This window comes from Pseudomonas syringae group sp. 243L2 (assembly GCF_032587875.1).
Classification (GTDB): Bacteria; Pseudomonadota; Gammaproteobacteria; order Pseudomonadales; family Pseudomonadaceae; genus Aquipseudomonas; species Aquipseudomonas amygdali.
Genome location: NZ_JAWHPL010000040.1, coordinates 690,968 through 711,977, shown reverse-complemented (window position 1 = coordinate 711,977; position 21,010 = coordinate 690,968). Strand labels below are relative to the sequence as shown.

Sequence of the window (21,010 nt, the reverse complement as noted above, 5' to 3'; positions counted from 1 at the left end):
CCCGGTCGAAACCCACTTTAGGATAATCCCAAGTCAGGTTTATTCAGGTAACCGGACTATTAGAGGGTTTGCCACGTGAAAACCATCCATAACGCCCGCTACCAAGCGTTGCTTGATCTTTTGCTGGAAGCGCGCAACGCAGCCGGTATGACGCAAAAAGAATTGGCCGTCAGGCTGGGGCGGCCGCAGTCATTTGTCTCAAAGACGGAGAACGCCGAGCGCGGGCTCGATGTCATTGAGTTCATGGATGTCTGTCGGGGGATCGGTACTGACCCGTATGCGCTGCTCAGCAAGCTGGACTCTATGGCTCGCCTGTAATCTACAATCGCGAAGCTTTGCTGGATGAGCGCTTGCGTGAAAAATGACTCATAGCGATTCAATGCAGTGCGTTTTGGTCAGCTATAGGACTCTCACGGACACACATCTACGTCCCGTCCTCTCCACAGCTCCCAGACCTCTTCCCAACCGTCTTCATGACTCGGACCCGAGACAATAACCAGCTGACTGCACGCACCGTTGCCTAGCTGCCTGATGTAATGCTTTGCCAGTTCAGTCGGGATCATTTCGTCACGCGTTCCCGACAAGTGACGCTGAGGTATCAATGCCAGGCGCTGGGCGTAATCGAGTGGATCCAACGAGCCATTGAGACGCGAAAGTCCTTTTAGTTCTGTCCACTGGTTCGGGGCGAGATTGCCAGCGATGGTCTGAATCAGGGTGATGTCGTTTCGTTGTCCCGCCAGTAGCAACGCGAGGGTTGCGCCGCCTGAATAACCAATCAGCTCGAACTCGTTATTACCGTAACGTTGTTTCATATGGTCCAGCGCGCTGCTGAGGCTGGTGACCACTGCCTGGGAGAAACGGCGATTGGTCCAAAGGGCAGCGCTACAGGCCGGGGCTGTGATGAATTGACAAGGTCTTGCCAGATAGGCGCTGGGCGTCGGGTCGTTGACTGCCAGCTGCGGCACGAGGAGCTTACGTGGGCTCGGGTCGAGACTGGGTTGAGTGGCGGTGGCCCAGGCATGGCCGTCGCCTTCCAGATAGACTCGTAGGCGAGTTGTTCTGAAGGTCTCTGGCGGCAATAGCGCCGCCAGTGGAAAGGGCTGTGCCGGCAGAATCTGCATCTGTCGGCCATGCTGGTTGGCCAATTGCTGCAGATCAGCGCGCGGAGACTGACAACCGGCGATGGCTCCGCTCAACAGCAGCGCCATCACGACTGCAAGGGTACCGCCCAAGCGTTTTCGACCGAGGCGGTAACTCCACATCAAAAGTCGTAACGCACTTTTGCAGAGAACACATCGGCATCGAAGCCTGATTTACCGATGTAGTCATAGTTGACGCCCAGTGTGACGGCACCCAGTTTGTAATCGGCACCCACACCCGCTTCGTAACTGTCACGCACAGCCTTGGCACCGCTGGTTACAAACGGTGTACTGCCGAGCAAAAAGGTGGACGTGCTCTGCGCTTCGTCGGCGGCGAAGTCGTGGTAGGCCATCAGTTTGGCTTGTGGCTCCAGCGTTCCGGCGCGCAAGAGGAAGCTGCCAGCCACGCGCATGCCTGCGCCCAGCTCAATGGTTTCATAACGCTGGTCTTCAACCTTTAACGCAGCCGACGAGCCTTTCTCACGATAGCCGTCGATGTTCACTTGGCTGTAACGCGCCGCCAGGCGTGGTTCGACCAATACTTGCGGGTTGACGTGATAGGTGTAGCCACCCACCAGATTCAGGCCCAGCAGGTCACTGTCGTAATCTGCCTTGGCACGCGTACCTGCAATGCTGCGTTTGCCCTGGTTGTCGTTGAGGCCGTAAGTCAGGCTTGTATCGACAAAGTAATTGCCTTGTTCGAAGCCGCTGTACAGCGTGAATGCATGGCTATCGACTTCGGTCTTGTTGCCACTTTTGCCATTCACGTCGGTATTGATGAAGCTGTACGCCAACCCCAGCGTCAGGTTGTCGTTGAGCTTGCCGTCAGCGCCCACCGCGACTCCGCTGCTGTACGCGTTATAGCCAGCAATTCCGTCACGCTGGCCTTGAGTGGCGTCGCTGTAGAGCGACTGGACCCAAACCCCGGCATTCTTGAAACCTTCGCCAGAAGACGCGCCGCGTATCGAGCTGGTGCGGCTGCCCGTTACGTTGCTGATCAGACCCTGGCTGGTAGTAGCGGCGCTTCTGGCCCCGCCGTTGACCTCCGGCGACAGCTGCGAGGCCAGCTTGGCAAGCTGCCCTCCGTCAGCGTTCAGCAAAAGCTGTTTGAACGCATCGCTGTCGTTCAGCTTGCTGATGATGCTGTCGCCGGTCAGGTTGACCAGTGTGGTCTGTTCATTAACTGAGCCGCCGTTGTTGGCAACTACCTGAGCGACCTCTTCCTTGCCCTTGGCAGTGACCACAGCTACAACGTCTTTGCCGTCAACGGTATAGCTGTCGATTTTAAGTAGCGCCGAGGTACTGACTACATCCAGTTTGCCAGCAGGGTCGACCGCGCGCCCATCCTTGGTCAGCAGTTCGATCTTGCCTGATTCGATGAGCGTGTAAGCAGTGCCGTTGGCATTGAAGTCGTCACCCTTGGCCGCGAGCTTTACTTGCGCTCCCGGTTCGAACTGAGTAGTGCCGGTAACTTTCAGCACCGCGGTTTTAGTATCAGTGGCCTTACTCAGATTCAGGCCGAGTGCCGAATTGCCGTCGACATACAGATCGCCGCCAATGCTGCTGTGTGCGGACTCGAAAGTCATGGTAGTAGGACTGTCGGAGGTGCCACCAACATAAACCGATCCGCCGCTCTTGAGGCGAATGTTGTAGCCATCTCTACGGCTGTCAGTACCTGTGAAGGAAGTATCCCCCTCCAGCTCGATATTGCTTACGTCGATCAGGTTACCGACAACGACGCTGCCCTTTCTCAGGATCAGCTCGATCGGACGATTGCTTCCAGAAGCGTCGATGGCCCTGTCAGCGGAAATGATCGAACCTTCGTTATAGATATTGAAGTCGCCCCGTTCGATGTACCAAGGCTGAGCGCCGATCATAGAGAATTTAGTAGTGCCCATCACGATAGCAGCGCTCTCGCCGCGGATCGTCCCGGTGTTGGTTATGTCCGCACTATTGCCTATCATAGTGGCCCCGTCGATTCGAAGACCCTGAGACCCCGCGCCGCTAGCGGAGAGGCTGCCATGGTTTTCGAAGAATTTCAGGCTCGTGGCGACGTCCAGGGCCGTCGCGCCTTGACCGGAAACTTCAACCAGACCGTGGTTGATGACGTTGCCGTTGATCTTACCGCCCTCCAGGCTGATGCCTTTGGCTCCTTCACCACTGGCAAAGGTGCCGGAGCCACTGATGTTCCCGTTGAGGATAAGGTTCTTTTCAACGGTCGAACCACTTAGCTGAATCGCATCTTTAACCGCACTCCCCGAATAGGCACCGTTGATCTCAAGATTGCCGGTATGGGTCTGACGCTCGCTTTTGTAGCCAGCGTTGGTCAGTTGGACTGTTTCAGCAAAAGCCGGAACGGCAGTTGCAGCCACAGCCATGGCGAGAAGGGTCTTGCGAAACATCACAGAGTTCAAGATTCATTCCTTATGTTGGGGGCGCTGCCATGCTTGTCGAGAACCTGCCGCAGCGAAAAGTGGCCATTGGCCACACAGAAGAGCGCGGCGAGAATAAAGTAACCGACTTGAAATAACATCAACTATTATCGGCACAATCACACTTCGCTAAAGTCGTGCAAGTGCTCAGGGTCGGGATGGCTAGACCCGATAGGACTCCGCATGCGCTACCTTCCTGAGCGTGCGCCAGTACGAGCGAACGCGCTTGGCAAAGGTCGGCGAACTGCTGAACAATACGATGGTCGCAAAGGACACCCACCAGCCGGGGCGCAGGCAGGTCAGCAGGTACTGATTGAGCCAGATGCGCGCGATTCTCAGCCTGTAGCGCTTCGGATCAATACCCCGCAATTGCTCTATCGCAGAAGCTTTGTAGAGTGTGCTCAATACGCGGCGGCTGGTTAGAAAGCGTTCCGGGAAGTCTACGCCAGCCTCGGAGTGATTCAGGACTCTGAAGTTGCGCCTCAAGACGTTGTCCCATAACTTCAGATTGCTCAGCCCTACCTCGCAGGGACGTCCAAGCCGGGCGTCAATGCCCTTCCTGCGCATGACACCCAGCATCAGCGCCTGCTCGGTCACCAGGCGCGCAGACGTGTAGCCAATGAAGTTGCCAAACGGGTTGCGAGACGGCTTGTCATTGAAAAGCGCGCTCCTTTCAAACAGTGGTTGCTCCCACATGGCGAGCATCGCATCGCGTGTGCCGAACTGAACAAGGTCCGATATGTGGAACAACATCGGTAACCGTTCAGGGTCACGAATGTAGAGCGTCGTGGTGGTAATTGGCGTCTCGAACAGCTTTGTTTCGCCAGGCTCGGCATCATCTGACTGGCCTATTACGGCCAGTGCAGAGCTGGTCAGGTTGTGGTCGGCGCGCATCTTCATGACATACGGTCTTGAGGCGGCCTGAATACCGCACAACGTCGATCGCAGCATGCGATTGATGTTGATCTGATTACCGGCATCGTCGACGAAGGCACCCGGATCATCCGACATGATGAGCTGATCCGCTTCAACCGCAGAAGTATCTTCATGACACCAGGTAGAGACGATAACTTCGGCATGTGGCAGGTGTGTCCTGACCGATGCGATACAGGCGAAGATATTCCGCTGGGGGCTCAGGTTGCGATAAAGAGGCCCTTGGATAACCACGCTGATTTTTCTGGAATCAACGGCCACAAGATGAGGCATGTTCTTAACCTTTAATGAGGAATGACGACGAGAACAGATCATTCAGATAAATCTCGCAGCACGCCGAAAGACGCGCAAAAAAAGACGATGCATGCGACGCAGGACTCCAGCCAGCATTGGCAGGCTGATCAGCACCGTCTCAAGACGAGTGACCATGAATAACCTCCCGATTTGAGCCGAACGAGCTGCAGCTGTTGTGATTGAAGGCAGGTTATTGAACGAGGCATTGAGGGTTCGCGAATAGATACCCAGGTGCATGGCAGGCACCATGATCACGATGTTTCGGTTTCGAAGCCTTGGGCTCAAATAGTTGTAGCGAGCCATTTTCTGGATGAAGTCCATGCAGGTAGCCGAGTCATGCTGACCAAAATCAATCAGTACCCATGCGCTCTCGACTTTATCCATATGACGCGCAACGCTGTTCGCCACGATGCCGCTCAGGCCATTTTCGTGAAGGAAGTCTTCCAGACTGAACTGGACGTGGTCCGTCGGTAGATCGCTGATGGGCAGTTCGGTCAGGTTGTAGCGGTCATCGATGACAAGCACCGGGATAGTCTTTCTATACGCGTGCTGGATGTGGGACAGCTGACAGATCAGCTCATGACTGGCCGGCCTGGGGCTCAAATGAGACACGACGAATATCTTCATTTTGAACCTCTGGCATAGGACTTGAAGGGAGTGGAGTTATAGATAGCCTTCACCGCAGCCCACACGCTTTCAAAATAGAAGATTTTCCCGTTGTTTCTGCAAGCACGAACCGCCGAAATCAAAATACCCGGGAGCGACAGGAGGAGGTGATGAAAGTAATCATCCTGCTGACGAACAAACCATGTCTGCGTACTGCGTTGACGCAACATATTGCGCACTTCACAGCTCTGGGTGATCAGCGTCTGTTTGGCCAGCACAGGGTCTGCAAGGAAGCGATTGACCAGAAACTCTTGCCGCGTACTTGGGAGCTGGTCAAACAACACCAGCCTCTCAAAGTCGCTGATAAATTCTCTGACCGTTCCAATATCGTTTTTGAACGTGGACTGCTGAACGACATGATTGATCAGCTCGATCCAGGCTCGAACACTTATATGACAAACCCCGGTCGGTATACTCACTGCTGCCCGGCTGACGAGGTACTTACTTGCGAACTGGTGCAGCCTGGCGAGAGCCGTTTTGCTGGAGATGTTGATCAGAGGCTTCTTGTTCAGAACCGAGAAGTAACGCGGGCCTATGCGTCCGAGTTTGCCACTTGCTGATTGCACCAAAGTCTCTGATCCCAATAGCGCACGGGAGGTGATTGATTGCGTAATGCCGAATGGATTGACCCTGCAAGGTACGCCAGCTTTTGACAGGCGCATACCGTGTTCAATGTCTTCAAATTCAACCCAATACAAAGACTCGTCCAACGGGAAGGCATTCCACACTTCCTTCCGGCAGATGTAGAGACTGCCGGTCGCGTAGCAGGAGTCGCTGTTGTAACGCATGGCACTGGCATAACTGAAACCGGTCCGCTCGATCTCTGGAAAAATCGACGGGGCGATACTCGCTGCATCGCTGCAGTTTCGGCTCACCCCCTGAAGACCGTTGGCTATCGTGCCCAAAGCCATGCCGTAATCCGAATAGCGGCGAGGGTGCATACTAAGCCGATTGTCGAAAAACATGCTTTGCAGTGTCATCAACGGATAGCGCGGACCAAAGCGACGTACGATTTCTCCAAAATTCCTGGGTAGAAATACGCGGTCATGCAGGATCACGAGATTGCTGAATCCGGCCTCCAGAGCGAGACGATTTTTCTTCTTGCAGATCTGCACTGGCGGAGCGGTAATGTCCTGCCCCACGATGCGGACCTTGTCGAAATAGGCGAAGTTGCTTCCCGGTGTGCCACACAGAAGTATCTCCTTGCGCGGGACGTCAATTTCCAGAATGCGCTTCACTACCGCATTCAGGACCGTGGCGTCTCCTGGCCCTACAGGAAGGCAAAAGCTCCAGCCATCAAGATCGTCATCGGACTCCGCCGCCAGCCTTGCTACCTTTTTGTAGGTGACAGAGGTGGCCGAGCGTTCGATTACCTTGAGTGATCCGGCAAAATATTCACGGTCCAGATAGCACTCAAACTCAGTGTCTTCGATAACTGTAATCTTCTCGCCAACATTCAGAAAATGGACACCGTCCCACAGCAGCAGTGGCGCCAGCGGTGAATCACTTTGGACCCCATAAAAGCAGTAACTACCCGAGTCGTACATGGATAACGGACGCAGTGCGGCATGCAGGTTTTTGATTACCCGCTCCGGCTTGCGAAACGGATGGGCGCGGAACGAAACAAAACCCGAACATTCATGGGGCAGCAGCAGGCCAACCGGGAGCTTACGCAGGCTGTCCGCCGCCAGGTAACCAAGGCTTGGATGGTGCTGGAGATGGGTCGTTTTCATGGTTCAGACGACGTACTTGTCGGCAAGCGCGCCGGGCACCTTAACGACAACGGTGGTTGCATCAGTGAGCGCTTCGAACGCAGTGATGTCGCCCGGCTCCAGAACGATGATGTCGCCTGCATGCCAGACCTGATCGCGCATGTTGACGGACCCGGAAATGAGCACGGTTATCTCTGTGGCAACCTTATGATAATGGGCAGCTTCCTTTTCGCCTGCCTGGTAAATCTTGACCCCGACCTCACAGGACTCGGTATTGAAAGCAGCAGGCTCGAAGCCGCCCACAAACCAGCCTTTGACCATGTCTTGCAGTCTTGCCGTTTTCATCGCATTTCTCCTGCTTCGAAAGCGTGAAGCTGACTATTGGTTTTCAGTGGCCGGTACTGACTGGGTTCGATTCGGTAGGCACCGATCCTTTTCTGTAACAGCACCAGCTCATTGAGGGCGGGTGCTATGTAGAAGTTGTCATTGACCCTGGCATCCTTGCGAATCATCTCTTTCGCCGCCGCCACGAACAGCGAGCCGGATTTGAACCAGTACACACCTGCAATGGCGTGGGGACTGATCGGATTTTTTTCGGCAGCTTCAATGACCCGGCAGTGGCTATCCAGACGTACGAATGAATAGCGAGGGTGCAGTGAATTGAAGATAACCACGCCGGCATCTTCATCGTTGTCCCGAAACGCACGTACGGCGTCACGCAGCTCTATATCCAGAAAATCACTGACACTGAGAATCAACAACTCATCATCGTTGTCGATTTGCCCGCTCACCAGAAGTGCCGTGCAGGCGGCACCCCGGGTGACTTTGTTAATGGGCAGAACACTGGCCGCAGGGTGCATTTGCTGGACCATGTTGCGAAGGTGCAGCCGAGTGACATCGTCATTCGAGAATGTGCAGATGATCCTGCGCGGCTCAAGCGCAGCACAGTTGTCGATCAGCGTATGGATCAGTGGCTTGCCATTGCATTCGCACAGATATTCGGGGTACTCGCCGTCGTCGAGCGACGTCTCTCCCTTCTTTCCCGACAGAAGAATGATGTTCAATGCGCTCACAGGCTAGCCACCTTGTCGACGTTGATCTCATCGACCTTGCCGAGGATGTTATTGAGGTTTACATCGCAGGTTTCAGCCACGACCAGAACATGGGCACCGGAATCTCTGGCGGCTTTGATACCATTTTCGTTGTCTTCGACGATCAGACACTCTTCGGGCATCAGGCCCAGTTGCCTGATGGCTTTGGTATAGATATCGGGAGCTGGCTTGGCATGTTTGACATCCTCGTTGGAGAGCTGCAAATCGAGGTATCGCTCCAGGTCTGCCCTGTTCATCATGACCTCCACGGTGTTGCGAATGGAGTTGGATGCAACCGCCAGCTTGTAGCCCATTGTTTTCAACGATGACAACGCGTACTGATGCACAAACGTCGGTTTGCACTGGGCGTACACGATTTCCATGGTGTACTGCTGCTTCATTTCGTTGATGAATGCGTGCAACGCAACCGGCAGGTCGCGCTCTACGCTCAGCATGTCGAGTTTGCGCGAGGTGGGCAGACCGTCGTAGGCGGTGAGGTGTTCATGGCGACTAATGTTGTAACCGAACAGGCTGAGGGCTTTGTTCAGTGCATCGTAATGCCATTCCTTGGCTTCAATGAGGACGCCATCCATATCGAATATCACTGCCTTGATCATGATTGCCTCACTTGAAGAAAGTGGCTGCGTCTGCGGGAATATCAGTGCAAATCGTTAAACCGTCGTGCGCTTCGAGCTCAAGCAATTGCTGCCACAGGCTGCGATGGTCACGCCCGTGCAACTCGGGAGATACCACACACACCTGCTTGCCCTGAGATAGAAGATCGCCAATAACCTGACTGGAAAACCATTCCCCCTCAAAACCGTCAAGCCAGACACCTGCTGCCTTTTCGATCCAGGCTGGGGACGGTTCAACTTCGCTGAGCCGGGTGTAAGTAATAACGTTCGCGTGAAAGTAACTGCGCATGTCCGGTACCGCCATATCGAAGGCAAACCAGTTGGTATGACCATATCGAGCGAAGGTTTTGGCGAGCGCCTGCGCCATTCCATCAGCTTTGATGTTGATGGCCAGTGGCAAGTTACGACCTGCCATGATGGCGAGCAGCTCCTCAAGCGTCAGCTCGCCACCAACGGGCATGTCGTGAGAAATAACCAATTGACCCGCTACATCACGGACATCGGTTTCTGTGCCGAAACCAAGGTCGAATGATCGGTGAAATGCTTCGGGCAAATTGCGCTGCGGCTTTTGCAGCCAATAGCCACGATGGCTGATGATCTGCATGTCAGGCCTGCCTTCCCGAGGCTGCCTGCCTGCTTAGCGGCAACGACAGGAATTGGTTCAGGTCTGCCGGTATACCCAGGCCGTACATGCCATGACCCTCTGCGCCAATACTGTAATGAATCACTTTGGCGCCGCGTCCGATGATCTCGTTGTACGCCGGGGCAACATAGAACTCGCCATTGACGCGAAGATCTTTCATGACCATTGTCTCGATGGCCGATATCAACTGACCTGCATTGCGAAAGTTGTAGATGCCGACAGTGGCTTCGTCAGAGATGACCTCTTTTTCCACTACGCGGGTGATGAGGCCTTCTGCGCTGAAGCCCACAAACGACCACTTCGGATCGCTGGCTTTCATCGTCATGATCAAGCCCGCTGCGTCACTCTCGTTCATTGCCTGCAGATAAGCGTTTATGTCCACATCGACATACTGGTCGCTGTTGGCAATCATCACTTGCTGGCTATAGTCGAGCAGGTGCCTGGCGGCATAAACGGAGCACGCGGCGCCCCCCGTCAGCCCACCAAGCTCGACGATGTCGCATCCAGGTGCCCACGCATTCAGCTTTTCCTTCAGCGAATAGGTTGCGACCTGATCCGCCTGACAGATGAAGATGAATCGGTGCGGACAATCCGGCGTCAGGTTGTCAATCACGACCTTGATCATCGGTACGCCATGTACAGGGATCAACGGCTTGGGATCGGTGTAGCCCGCGACCGCAAAGCGACTCCCGGCACCCGCCATTGGAACGATAATTTGCAGCATGAAAATCCCTTTTGAATGGGTGATTTTGAAGTTGACGAAGCGGCATTGACTGCAATGAATCAATAACAACCGTGTTCAATCATCCGGCCACGCTCAAGCGTCAAATAGCGCTGACAAAACTCTTTACCCTCTTCTACCGCGTGGGTAACAAGAATCAGGGCCATGCCGTCATCCTGCAAAGTGCGAATTCGCTCGTGGCATTTGCGCTTGAACTCTTCGTCCCCCACAGCGAGCACTTCGTCAGCCAGCAAAACCTGTGGCTCAACATGAACCGCCACCGAAAAACCCAGCCTCATATACATACCCGATGAATAGTTCTTGACCGGAGTATCAATGAAGTTTCCCAGCCCGGAAAAATCCACGATCTCGTTGAAACGCGAACGCACTTCCCTGTTACTTAACCCGAACAGGCTGGCGTTAAGATAGATATTCTCCTCCCCTGTCAGATCAGGGTGAAAGCCCACACCGATTTCTATTAAAGGGGCTACACGACCCACCGTAGTCAAACGTCCGCTGGTGGGAACAAGGATGCGTGAAACCAGCTGTAAGAGCGTGCTTTTACCTGAACCGTTATGTCCCACAAGTGCAAGCGACTCCCCTTTATGCAAGGTGAACGACACGTCGCTGACTGCCATGAACGTTTCGGCATGCTCACGGTATCGAGCATCGAACAGACCTAGAAACTTGCTTTTCAAACCGCCCCTGTTGTGGCGAAGAGTGAACTGCTTGGTAAGGTTTTCCGCCTTGATGACGACGCGGCTCATAAATACTCCACCACGTCGTCGACCTTTCTGAATATCAGCAGGCCGATGAGCAACGAGGCGGCCCCCATCAACACGCAAAGCAGCAGATCACGGGTGTCTGGAACCACACCAGCATGCAAAATGCTGCTGAAACTATCGAAATAAAGAGCTACCGGGTTGTAGGCCGCTATGCTGGCGACACCCTCGGGCAGCGCGGAGGTGACCCACACAATTGGCGTCAACCAGAACAGCAAGGGCAGAAACACATCGATGAAGTGTTTTGCATCCCTCACAGTTACCTGAATGACGCTAAGCGCCAGACCGAACCCCATAATCAGCGCCATGAACGCAATCAGTACAATGGGATAAAAAAACAGAGCGCGTGAAAACACGCCACCCAGCATGGGAAATAACGATGCATACACGATCATGCAGCCCGCCCAGAACACAGCAATCGACAATGCTCCGGAGAGGGGTAGCAATATACGCGGGAACCGTAACTTTCGAATGAGATTGCCGTTATTGATGAGCCATTCCCCGCTCTGTGAAACTATTTGCGCCAAAAGCATCCAGTGGACAACACCCGTTACCAGATGAAGTGCAAAACGGTCCTGACTGCTGGGCAGGATATAGGTAAAAACCGTGTAATACGTGAGTGTAACAACCAGCGGATTTCCCAATGACCAAACGAAGCCCAGCGTCGCACCCATGTAACGGATTTTAATTTCCTTGGACACGAGATTGATGATCAGGTCACGCCATTTTATAAAGCTTGTGCTGCGAGATGACGACATACGGTATCCAGCTATTGACAGGTAGATCAGAGAACGATTTTGACAATCAAGATCATAAATGGATAACCTTATGGCCTCCTGCTGCGGGCACATGTTCTCTTCTTTCATAGAGTTACAGCTATAGGACGACGCCTTAGTTACTGTAGGAATATTCCACAAACTACCGGCGGCAGCTAAATAGCCCTTTCGAGGCCTCGCCACGCTCGATCAGAATCGCAAGGCACTTCCATCCGCGCACGTTGATCTATAACGTCAATGGTCATTCGCAATACGACTGGTCCAGCGATCACCCTTGAACAAGCGAGGCTACTCATGACCCAAACCCCTTACACCCCGCCGAAGGTATGGCAGCAGGAAACAAAAGCAGGCGGTACGTTCGCCAGCATCAACCGGCCCGTAGCCGGTCCCACGCATGACAAGGTACTGCCCGTCGGCAAGCATCCGCTGCAGCTTTACTCACTGGCCACGCCCAACGGGGTGAAGGTCACGATCATGCTCGAAGAGCTGCTGGCACTGGGGCACAGCGGGGCGGAATACGACGCCTGGCTGATCCGCATTTCCGAGGGCGATCAGTTCTCCAGCGGCTTTGTCGAGATCAATCCCAACTCCAAGATCCCTGCATTGCTGGACCGAAGCCATGAAACACCTGTTCGGGTATTCGAGTCCGGTTCGATTCTGCTGTACCTGGCTGAGAAGTTTTCCAGTTTCCTGCCCGCCGACCCGGCAGGCCGTACCGAAACGCTGAACTGGCTGTTCTGGCAGATGGGCGCGGCGCCCTACCTGGGTGGCGGGTTCGGGCACTTCTACGCCTACGCGCCGGAGAAACTCGAATACCCCATCAATCGCTTCGCGATGGAGGCCAAGCGCCAACTCGATGTGCTGAACCGCCGACTGGGCGAGCACCGCTACCTGGCTGGCGATACCTACACGATTGCCGATATCGCGGTCTGGCCATGGTATGGCGCGCTGGTAAGGAACAAGGTTTATTCGGCCGCCGAGTTCCTGTCGGTGCACGAATACCCGAACCTGATTCGCTGGACGGAAGAAATCGCCACGCGCCCTGCTGTCATCAAAGGCCAGAAGGTCAACCGCACCTGGGGCGAAGAGGCGGATCAGGTGCCGGAGCGGCATCAGGCATCCGACCTGGATAAATAAGACGCAAGTCAAGGCCTGCGCAAACAGAAACCTGGTGCTACACACTCAAAAGAGATTCTGGGTCGGACAGTCGTGATCTGAACGTAAGGTAGCGTCCTTAGCCACTGCCCAAGGACGCGCCCTATGAGCCGGACAACTGCCCATCCAGATTTTCACTTGCAACTCGACATCGGTTTCCCACGCAGTGGAGTACTTGCAGCATGAGTACTCCCAATGCACCGCATACGCCTGTAAATGATCGCTTTGATGAAGTGCTCGCAATGATTCAGGGCGCTCGACAGCAAGCTGCACAGGCGGTCAACACTCGCCTGATCGAGCTTTACTGGCAGGTAGGCGCTTACATCAGCCGCAAGATTGAAAACGCCGAATGGGGTGACGCGGTGGTCAGCCAGCTTGCCGAGCATCTGGCTGTAACCCAGCCAGGACTGCGCGGGTTTACGCGTCGAAACCTGTTTCGTATGCGCCAGTTCTTCGAGGTTTACCGCGACGATGAGAAAGTGTCAGCAGTGCTGACACAATTGCCATGGACTCATCACCTGATCATCTTCAGCCAAAGCAAGCGCCCCGAAGAGCGTGAGTTTTATCTGCGCATGGCAATCAGGGAAAACTGGTCCAGCCGAGAGCTGGAGCGCCAGTTCAAGACCGCCTTGTTCGAGCGCAGTATCACCCAGCCAGCCAAGGCCTCGGCGATGCTCAAGGAAACCCGACCGGCAGCACTGGATGTGTTCCGTGATGCCTACATGGTGGAGTTTCTCGAGCTGCCATCGGGACACGCCGAAGCTGACCTGCACCGCGGTTTGCTGCAACGCCTGAGGGATTTTCTGATCGAGCTGGGCCGCGACTTCTGTTTTGTCGGCTCCGAGTACGCGTTGCAGGTCGGCGGCCAGGATTTTGCGCTGGATCTGCTGTTTTTCCATCGCGGCCTCAACTGCCTTGTTGCCATCGAACTCAAGGTCGGCCGCTTTGAACCCGAATACCTGGGCAAGCTGGACTTTTATCTTGAAGCGCTGGACCGGAATGTACGCAAACCCCATGAAAACCCGGCCATCGGCGTTTTACTCTGCGCCAGCAAAAACGAAGAAGTGGTCGAGTACGCCCTGAACCGCTCGCTTTCACCCGCGCTGATTGCCGAGTACCAGACCCGCTTGCCGGACAGGCAGCTATTGCAGGCGAAGCTGCATGAGTTCTATGCGAGCGCTGTGCTGAGCGATCAGTGATACCCGCCAGACGCACGATGCATTACGCTTGTGCATGCCTGAGCGGCAGTCTGCCTGCTTGCCCTTTCCCTGACTGGAGCCTCCAATGCCGCACGATAAGGACCCTCGCGCCTACACCGCCCTGTCGCAACGCGGCCGTAGCGCCAGCAGCGGGCCAGGGCTGGCGGTCAACCCGCCGGTCGTGCGTCTGAGTACGGTGCTGTTCGACAGTCTGGAGAGTTTGCGCGAGGCGGAAATTCGCACCACGGGGCCTGAGCGCTCGCTGACTTACGGTGCCAACGGCAACCCGACGGCGTTTGCCTTGCAGGATCTGATTTCCGGGCTTGAGGGCGCACACGGTACTTGCCTGTACCCGACCGGGCTGGCGGCAGTGGCGCAGATGTTTCAATCGTTTCTGCGCCCAGGCGACCATGTGCTGATTACTGAATCGGTGTATGGCCCCGTTCGGCGCCTGGCAAAAACGATGCTGACGGCCTTCGACATCCAGTTCGATTTCTACGCGGCTGACGGTAGTGATGTGGAATCGCTGATCAAGACCAACACACGGATGATCTACGCTGAAGTGCCCGGCTCGCTGACGTTCGACATGTGCGACCTGCCTGCACTGTCACAGGTGTGCAAGGCCAGGGATCTACTGCTGGCTGTGGATAACTCGTGGGGCTCGGGAATTCTGTTCAAGCCGCTGGAACTGGGCGCGGACATTTCCCTGATGGCCCTGACCAAGTACGTGGCCGGGCATTCCGACGTCATGATGGGCAGCGTCAGCACCACCGAAGCGCACTGGAAAACCCTCAAGACCATGAACACCGCCGTGGGCAATACCGTCAGCCCCGACGATGCGTATCTGGTGCTGCGCGGTGCCCGCAGTCTGGCGGCACGCATGGCCATGCATGAACGCCACGCGATGCAAATTGCACAATGGCTGCAGGACCAGCCTCAGGTTGCCCGCGTGCTGTATCCCGCATTGCCGGACGATCCGGGCCATACCATCTGGAAGCGCGATTTCCATGGCTGCAACGGCTTGCTCAGTTTCGAATTCCATGCCGTTGACCGGAAGGTGCTGGACCGATTTACCGGCGCGTTGAAACTGTTCGGGATTGGTTACTCCTGGGGCGGTTTTGAAAGCCTGATCACTGAAGTCGAGCAATATGGTCCTGACCGCGGCACCGGCCCGATGCTGCGGCTGCAGGTTGGCCTGGAAAGCCCGGAAGACCTGATTGCAGACCTACAGAACGGGTTCGCTGCGGGTTAATCCTGATAGTTGCTGCCCTTGCATTGCTCCGTCGCCGTTATTTGCCCAGAAGCCCTCGCTCTGCTAGTGTCGCGCGGTTTAACCTCTACCGGAAATGCCCCCATGGCCCGCAAGAAAGCTGCACTGGATTTCGAACAGTCACTCGCTGACCTGCAAGCGCTGGTAGAGCGGCTGGAGAATGGCGAGTTGTCTCTGGAAGACTCCCTGACCGCCTTCGAGCAAGGTGTACGCCTGACCCGCGACTGCCAAAGCGCCCTTACCCAGGCCGAACAGAAGGTCCAGGTGCTGCTGGAGCGCGATGGCGAACTGAGCGAAGAGCCGTTCGACGATGCGGAACTTCCCGAATGATCGCGAGCTATCAAGCGCAAAGCCAGACTCGCGTCAACGCAGCACTCGAAAAACTGTTTCAGGCACCGAGCCCTGAGCTGAACCGGCTTTACGAAGCCATGCGCTACAGCGTGATGAACGGCGGCAAGCGCGTGCGCCCGCTGCTGGCCTACGCGGCCTGCGAAGCGCTGGGCGGCGTAGCCGAGGATGCCAACGGTGCCGCCTGTGCGGTTGAACTGATTCACGCTTACTCGCTGGTGCACGACGATTTACCGGCGATGGACGATGACGACCTGCGTCGCGGCCAGCCGACCACGCACAAGGCTTTCGATGAGGCCTGCGCGATCCTCGCAGGTGACGGCCTGCAAAGCCTGGCGTTTACTGCACTGCTCGCGCCGCACCTGACCTCACGCGATGCTGAAACGCGTCTGCAGATGGTCAATACCCTCGCAGCCGCTGCCGGCCCGGCAGGTATGGTGGGCGGGCAGGCGATCGATCTGGGCTCTGTGGGGCTGAAGCTTGATCAGGCAGCGCTGGAATACATGCATCGGCACAAGACCGGTGCGTTGATCGAAGCCAGCGTCCGGCTTGGCGCACTGGCCAGTGGTCAAGCCGATCAGCCCCGTCTTGACGCCTTGCAGATTTATGCGCGCGCGGTCGGTCTGGCCTTTCAGGTTCAGGACGACATTCTCGATGTCGAAAGCGATACTGCGACCCTCGGCAAGCGTCAGGGTGCCGATATCGCCCGCGACAAGCCGACCTACCCTGCGTTGCTGGGCCTGGAAGCGGCCAAGCGCTATGCACTGGAACTGCGTGATCAGGCGCTAACAGCGCTGAGCCCGTTCGATGCCGCCGCAGAACCGTTGCGCGAGCTGGCACGCTATATCGTCGAACGTCGCCACTGATTACCGTCACCGAAGCCGGAAATCTGCTGAATCAACCACGGTTCGTCAGGTCTCAGTCATTAAGCGTGTCAGTCGGCGGACTATCCGCCGACTCACTTCATGGGCAGCTTGCGATGCATAAGGTAAACTGCCGCCTCTTTTACTTATAACGATTCGCCTGATGCCCACGACGTTCAAAGAGATCCCCCGCGAGCGCCCGGTCACGCCGCTGCTCGACCGAGCCGATACCCCGCACGGCCTGCGCCGTCTGGGCGAAGCCGAGCTGGAAACCCTGGCCGATGAGCTGCGCCTGGAATTGCTGTATTCCGTTGGCCAGACCGGAGGGCATTTTGGTGCCGGTCTTGGGGTCATCGAGCTGACCATCGCGCTGCATTACGTTTTCGACACCCCGGACGATCGCCTTGTGTGGGACGTGGGTCATCAAGCCTATCCGCACAAGATCCTCACCGGCCGTCGTGCGCGCATGTCCACCCTGCGCCAGAAGGATGGGGTAGCGGCCTTTCCGCGTCGTAGCGAGAGCGAGTACGACACCTTCGGCGTCGGGCATTCCAGCACCTCGATCAGCGCCGCACTCGGCATGGCGATTGCCTCGCGCCTGCAAGGCAGCGAGCGTAAATCCATTGCCGTGATCGGCGACGGTGCGCTGACTGCCGGCATGGCCTTCGAAGCGTTGAACCACGCGCCGGAAGTGGCAGCCAACATGCTGGTAATTCTCAACGACAACGACATGTCGATCTCGCGCAATGTCGGCGGTCTGTCGAATTACCTGGCCAAGATTCTTTCCAGCCGCACGTACAGCAGCATGCGCGAAGGCAGCAAAAAGGTGCTTTCGCGCCTGCCCGGCGCCTGGGAAATCGCACGTCGCACCGAAGAATATGCCAAAGGCATGCTGGTCCCGGGCACGCTTTTCGAAGAGCTGGGCTGGAACTACATCGGCCCTATCGATGGCCACGACCTGCCGACTCTGATCGCCACTCTGCGCAACATGCGTGATCTGAAAGGCCCGCAGTTTCTGCACGTGGTCACCAAGAAGGGCAAAGGTTTTGCGCCAGCCGAAGTCGACCCGATCGGTTATCACGCCATTACCAAGCTTGAGCCGCTGAATGCGCCTGTCGCCCCGAAAAAAATCAGCGCGCCGAAGTATTCCGCAGTGTTTGGCCAGTGGATCTGTGACATGGCCGAGGCTGACTCACGGCTGGTGGGCATCACGCCAGCCATGAAGGAAGGCTCGGACCTGGTGGCATTCAGCGAACGCTTTCCAGAACGCTACTTCGATGTTGCCATCGCCGAACAACACGCCGTAACACTGGCTGCCGGTATGGCCTGCGAAGGCAGCAAGCCGGTCGTGGCTATCTACTCGACCTTCCTGCAACGCGGCTACGATCAACTGGTGCATGACGTCGCGGTGCAGAACCTCGACGTACTGTTTGCCATCGACCGCGCCGGGCTTGTGGGCGAAGACGGCCCGACCCACGCAGGCAGCTTCGACCTGTCCTACCTGCGCTGCATCCCCGGCATGGTGGTCATGACGCCGAGTGACGAAAACGAACTGCGCAAGCTGCTCAACACCGGTTACCTGCACACAGGCCCCGCGGCAGTGCGTTACCCACGCGGTACCGGTCCGAACGCGTTGATCGAGACAGGCCTTGACCCGGTCGAAATCGGCAAGGGCATTGTGCGTCGTCAGGGCCAGGGCGTTGCGATTCTGGTGTTTGGCGTGCAACTGGCCGATGCGCTGGTGGTGGCCGAGAAGCTCGACGCGACGGTGATCGATATGCGCTTTGTCAAGCCACTGGACGAAGCCTTGGTGAGCGAAGCTGCCGCCAACCACGAGTTACTGGTCACACTGGAAGAAAACGCGGTGATGGGCGGTGCCGGTGCTGCGGTCAGTGAGTTTCTGGCACGCGCCAATATCCTCAAGTCGGTACTCCACCTGGGCCTGCCGGACACCTACGTCGAGCATGCCAAGCCTGCGCAGATGCTGGCTGAGTGCGGGCTGGACGCCCAAGGGATCGAAGCGGCGATCAATGAGCGGCTGGCGTTGATTGGCTGACTGAAAGAGGTTCCTCACGCGCCGAGCGTGAGGAATCATCACCACGACCCCGCATGCAGCAATCCTGATAACATGCTGCGCACTTCGACACTGCCGCGATGCCAGCCGATGCCTCATGTGACCCGCTCCGCCTCCACGCCTGAATTGACTTCGGTGTTCGCTGCCCTGCAGCAGCATTTTCTGCAGGTCGTCGTTCCGCTCTGGCAGGGCCCTGGCTGGAACGCACAATTGGCATTGCCTTACGAAGCGCTAGACGCCAACGATCAGCCTCTACCGCCGCAACGCTATCGAGCCATGGCCTGCGCACGTCAGCTGTTTCTGTTTTCCAGCCTTATCGATAACGTCGAAGTGCCGAACGCTCGGGCGCGGGCCGGTGAGCTGTTTCGCTCCCTGCAACAGCACTTCCACGATGCCGAGCATGGCGGCTGGTTCTATAGCATCGATCCACAGGGCAAACCTCTGGATCGCCGCAAGGACCTCTACACTCACGCCTTCATTATTTTCGCCTGCGCACATTACTGGGCGAAGGTGCAGGACCCGCTGGCAGAGTCAGTGCTCAATGCGGCGCTCAGCGTTGTAGCGGAGCGCTTTGCCGACGATGACGGGCTGTACGAAGCGCAACTCGATGAGGACTGGTCGACGCTGGGCAGCGGCCCGCTCCAGAACCCCTTGATGCATCTGGCAGAGGCCTTTCTGGCAACGCTGTCGGTGCGCGCCGACCCTGCAACCCAGTCAGCGCTGGACGCTCTGGTTATCCACATGCAGCGTCGCTTTGTCGACACCGCCACCGGCGTGATGCTGGAGAAACCCTTGGGCGCTGTGGATAACTGGTACGAGCCAGGTCATCAGTTCGAATGGTTCTTCCTGCTGCAATCGTCGCCAGAGCTGCATGGACGTGAGCTGCACGCATCCATGACCCGCGCGTTTGCTTACGCTCAGGCACAGGGTGTCGAGCCACAGAGCGGCGCGGTGACTGCAATGCTGACACTTGATGGCACGGTACGCGACGCCACCCAGCGTATCTGGGCTCAGGCGGAATACCTGCGAGCCATGGCAATGCGGCCAGAGTGCGAGGCGAACCTGGCTGCGCAGATGTCAGCCTTTGCGCAGCGCTTCCTGCATGCCAAAGGCTGGAACGAGTGCGTAGAGCCCGATGGCGCGGTCAGCCGCAGTGACATGCCGTCGACCACGCCTTACCACTTGGCAACCTGTTACATCGGGCTGGCCGACTTTGTCGAGAACCGCTTCGTGAACGCTTTCCCGCCGCCCACGCCTGTAGAAGACTGATTGATCGAACCGCACCACCTGTGCGGCCCGATCAGCAAACAATCAACCGCGGTTACGATCAATCGCAAAACCGGCCCAGGTCTGGCTGACAGGCATCAGTTCCAGGCTGTTGATATTGACGTGCGCTGGCGTGTTCATGATCCAGAAGATAGTGTCGGCGATGTCCTGCGGCTGAATTGGCTCGGCGCCCGCGTAAGTGGCGTCGTACTTGGCCTGGTCGCCGCCGAAACGCACCAGCGAGAACTCGCTCTCGCACAGCCCCGGCTCCAGATTAGTGACGCGTACGCCAGTGCCGATCAGATCGTTGCGCAGGTTCAGCGAGAACTGCCCGACAAACGCCTTGGTGCCACCGTAGACATTACCACCCGGATAAGGATAGTTGCCGGCTACCGAGCCCAGGTTGACGATACTTGCCCCGCGACCATGCGCAATCAGACGTGGAAGCAAAAGGCGTGTGGTGTAGACCAGACCTTTGACGTTGGTGTCGATCATGGTGTCCCAGTCATCCAGATCGCACTTGGGCGCAGGGTCGATCCCCAGCGCCAGACCGGCGTTGTTGATCAGCCCGCGAATGCTGCCGAACTCTTCAGGCAAATCTGCGATAGCACTCTCCATTGCCTTGCGGTCACGCACATCCAGTACCAGCGTATGCACCTTGGTCTGCTTCGACAGCTCGGCGCTCAACGCGGCAAGACGGTCCTCGCGACGGCCAGTCAATACCAGCGACCAGCCTGCTTCGGCAAAACGGCGGGCACAGGCCTCACCGAAACCGGAGGTAGCGCCCGTGATGAATACAGTGGAAGTCATTTCGTTCTCCTGACCTGGCGCGAAAAACAGCGCACCTGTTAATAAGTTCTGATGAGGGCAGCAGAATGCCCGTCAGCGGCACGTCGATGCAACAACCCAGTGTATTTGTACAAAAAACAACCAACTCAAGCCGAGCCATACGCCACGGGCCTTGCAGGCAGTTTTGCCCACCTTATCCACAGTCAGACACACAATCTCTGG

Annotated in this window: 21 protein-coding genes; 8 read left to right on the top strand and 13 right to left on the bottom strand. The window is 56.7% G+C overall.

Features of this window, described 5'->3' with window-relative positions; translation table 11 throughout:
* Positions 1-75: 75 nt before the first annotated feature.
* Positions 76-318, top strand: a complete 243-nt coding sequence (locus RYB66_RS26160; protein ID WP_010193528.1) for a helix-turn-helix domain-containing protein — start codon at positions 76-78, stop codon at positions 316-318.
* Between the two features lie 92 nt (positions 319-410).
* On the opposite strand, the gene RYB66_RS26155 is transcribed toward RYB66_RS26160, so the two are convergent.
* The 12 genes from RYB66_RS26155 to RYB66_RS26100 form a co-directional block, all read right to left on the bottom strand.
* A complete protein-coding gene (locus RYB66_RS26155; protein WP_010193530.1) occupies positions 411-1,262 on the bottom strand; it encodes an alpha/beta fold hydrolase in 852 nt (283 codons plus the stop codon).
* Positions 1,262-3,541: an autotransporter outer membrane beta-barrel domain-containing protein gene (locus RYB66_RS26150; RefSeq protein ID WP_016980657.1), complete on the bottom strand. Its 2,280-nt coding sequence runs from the start codon at positions 3,539-3,541 to the stop codon at positions 1,262-1,264. The genes RYB66_RS26155 and RYB66_RS26150 overlap by 1 nt, the downstream gene beginning before the upstream one ends.
* A 192-nt stretch (positions 3,542-3,733) precedes the next feature.
* Positions 3,734-4,777 carry a WavE lipopolysaccharide synthesis family protein gene (locus tag RYB66_RS26145; protein ID WP_005778927.1) on the bottom strand — a complete coding sequence of 348 codons (1,044 nt, stop codon included), beginning with the start codon at positions 4,775-4,777 and terminating at the stop codon, positions 3,734-3,736.
* Positions 4,778-4,819: 42 nt separating this feature from the next.
* Positions 4,820-5,425, bottom strand: coding sequence for a hypothetical protein (locus RYB66_RS26140; protein ID WP_005742958.1), 606 nt, complete (start codon positions 5,423-5,425; stop codon positions 4,820-4,822).
* A complete protein-coding gene (locus RYB66_RS26135; RefSeq protein ID WP_010193538.1) occupies positions 5,422-7,197 on the bottom strand; it encodes a hypothetical protein in 1,776 nt (591 codons plus the stop codon). Before RYB66_RS26135 ends, RYB66_RS26140 begins: the two co-directional genes overlap by 4 nt.
* Before the next feature lie 3 nt (positions 7,198-7,200).
* Positions 7,201-7,521, bottom strand: coding sequence for a hypothetical protein (locus tag RYB66_RS26130; RefSeq protein WP_002551862.1), 321 nt, complete (start codon positions 7,519-7,521; stop codon positions 7,201-7,203).
* Positions 7,518-8,249, bottom strand: a complete 732-nt coding sequence (locus RYB66_RS26125; protein ID WP_005742960.1) for a glycosyltransferase family 2 protein — start codon at positions 8,247-8,249, stop codon at positions 7,518-7,520. The genes RYB66_RS26130 and RYB66_RS26125 overlap by 4 nt, the downstream gene beginning before the upstream one ends.
* A complete protein-coding gene (locus tag RYB66_RS26120) occupies positions 8,246-8,884 on the bottom strand; it encodes an HAD family hydrolase (RefSeq protein ID WP_002551860.1) in 639 nt (212 codons plus the stop codon). Before RYB66_RS26120 ends, RYB66_RS26125 begins: the two co-directional genes overlap by 4 nt.
* A 7-nt stretch (positions 8,885-8,891) precedes the next feature.
* On the bottom strand, positions 8,892-9,506 hold the full coding sequence (locus RYB66_RS26115; RefSeq protein WP_005778924.1) for a hypothetical protein: 615 nt from the start codon (positions 9,504-9,506) through the stop codon (positions 8,892-8,894).
* 1 nt (position 9,507) lies between these two features.
* Positions 9,508-10,269 carry a glycosyltransferase family 2 protein gene (locus RYB66_RS26110; protein ID WP_005778922.1) on the bottom strand — a complete coding sequence of 254 codons (762 nt, stop codon included), beginning with the start codon at positions 10,267-10,269 and terminating at the stop codon, positions 9,508-9,510.
* Positions 10,270-10,328: 59 nt separating this feature from the next.
* Entirely contained in the window at positions 10,329-11,033 is a 705-nt protein-coding gene (locus RYB66_RS26105) for an ABC transporter ATP-binding protein (RefSeq protein ID WP_005742963.1), read from the bottom strand.
* Positions 11,030-11,806 (bottom strand): ABC transporter permease, encoded by a 777-nt coding sequence (locus tag RYB66_RS26100; protein ID WP_005742965.1) that lies wholly within the window; start codon positions 11,804-11,806, stop codon positions 11,030-11,032. Before RYB66_RS26100 ends, RYB66_RS26105 begins: the two co-directional genes overlap by 4 nt.
* Positions 11,807-12,118: 312 nt before the next feature.
* Between RYB66_RS26100 and yghU the strand changes: the two genes are divergently transcribed.
* The 7 genes from yghU to RYB66_RS26065 all read left to right on the top strand — a co-directional run bounded on the left by yghU (position 12,119) and on the right by RYB66_RS26065 (position 20,002).
* Complete coding sequence (yghU, locus tag RYB66_RS26095; RefSeq protein ID WP_005752809.1) at positions 12,119-12,961, top strand: glutathione-dependent disulfide-bond oxidoreductase; 843 nt, start codon at positions 12,119-12,121, stop codon at positions 12,959-12,961.
* Positions 12,962-13,161: 200 nt separating this feature from the next.
* Entirely contained in the window at positions 13,162-14,178 is a 1,017-nt protein-coding gene (locus tag RYB66_RS26090) for a YhcG family protein (RefSeq protein WP_057404549.1), read from the top strand.
* Between the two features lie 85 nt (positions 14,179-14,263).
* Positions 14,264-15,430, top strand: a complete 1,167-nt coding sequence (metC, locus tag RYB66_RS26085) for a cystathionine beta-lyase (protein WP_316895847.1) — start codon at positions 14,264-14,266, stop codon at positions 15,428-15,430.
* A 102-nt stretch (positions 15,431-15,532) separates the two neighbouring features.
* Positions 15,533-15,778 (top strand): exodeoxyribonuclease VII small subunit, encoded by a 246-nt coding sequence (locus RYB66_RS26080; RefSeq protein ID WP_002551852.1) that lies wholly within the window; start codon positions 15,533-15,535, stop codon positions 15,776-15,778.
* Complete coding sequence (locus tag RYB66_RS26075) at positions 15,775-16,662, top strand: polyprenyl synthetase family protein (RefSeq protein ID WP_005731143.1); 888 nt, start codon at positions 15,775-15,777, stop codon at positions 16,660-16,662. Before RYB66_RS26080 ends, RYB66_RS26075 begins: the two co-directional genes overlap by 4 nt.
* 160 nt (positions 16,663-16,822) lie before the next feature.
* Positions 16,823-18,715 (top strand): 1-deoxy-D-xylulose-5-phosphate synthase, encoded by a 1,893-nt coding sequence (gene dxs / locus RYB66_RS26070; RefSeq protein WP_316895845.1) that lies wholly within the window; start codon positions 16,823-16,825, stop codon positions 18,713-18,715.
* A gap of 72 nt (positions 18,716-18,787) precedes the next feature.
* Positions 18,788-20,002 carry an AGE family epimerase/isomerase gene (locus RYB66_RS26065; protein ID WP_316895843.1) on the top strand — a complete coding sequence of 405 codons (1,215 nt, stop codon included), beginning with the start codon at positions 18,788-18,790 and terminating at the stop codon, positions 20,000-20,002.
* Positions 20,003-20,044: 42 nt separating this feature from the next.
* Here the strand turns inward: RYB66_RS26065 and RYB66_RS26060 are convergent, their stop codons facing one another.
* Entirely contained in the window at positions 20,045-20,809 is a 765-nt protein-coding gene (locus RYB66_RS26060) for an SDR family oxidoreductase (protein WP_005742971.1), read from the bottom strand.
* Positions 20,810-21,010 lie beyond the last annotated feature (201 nt).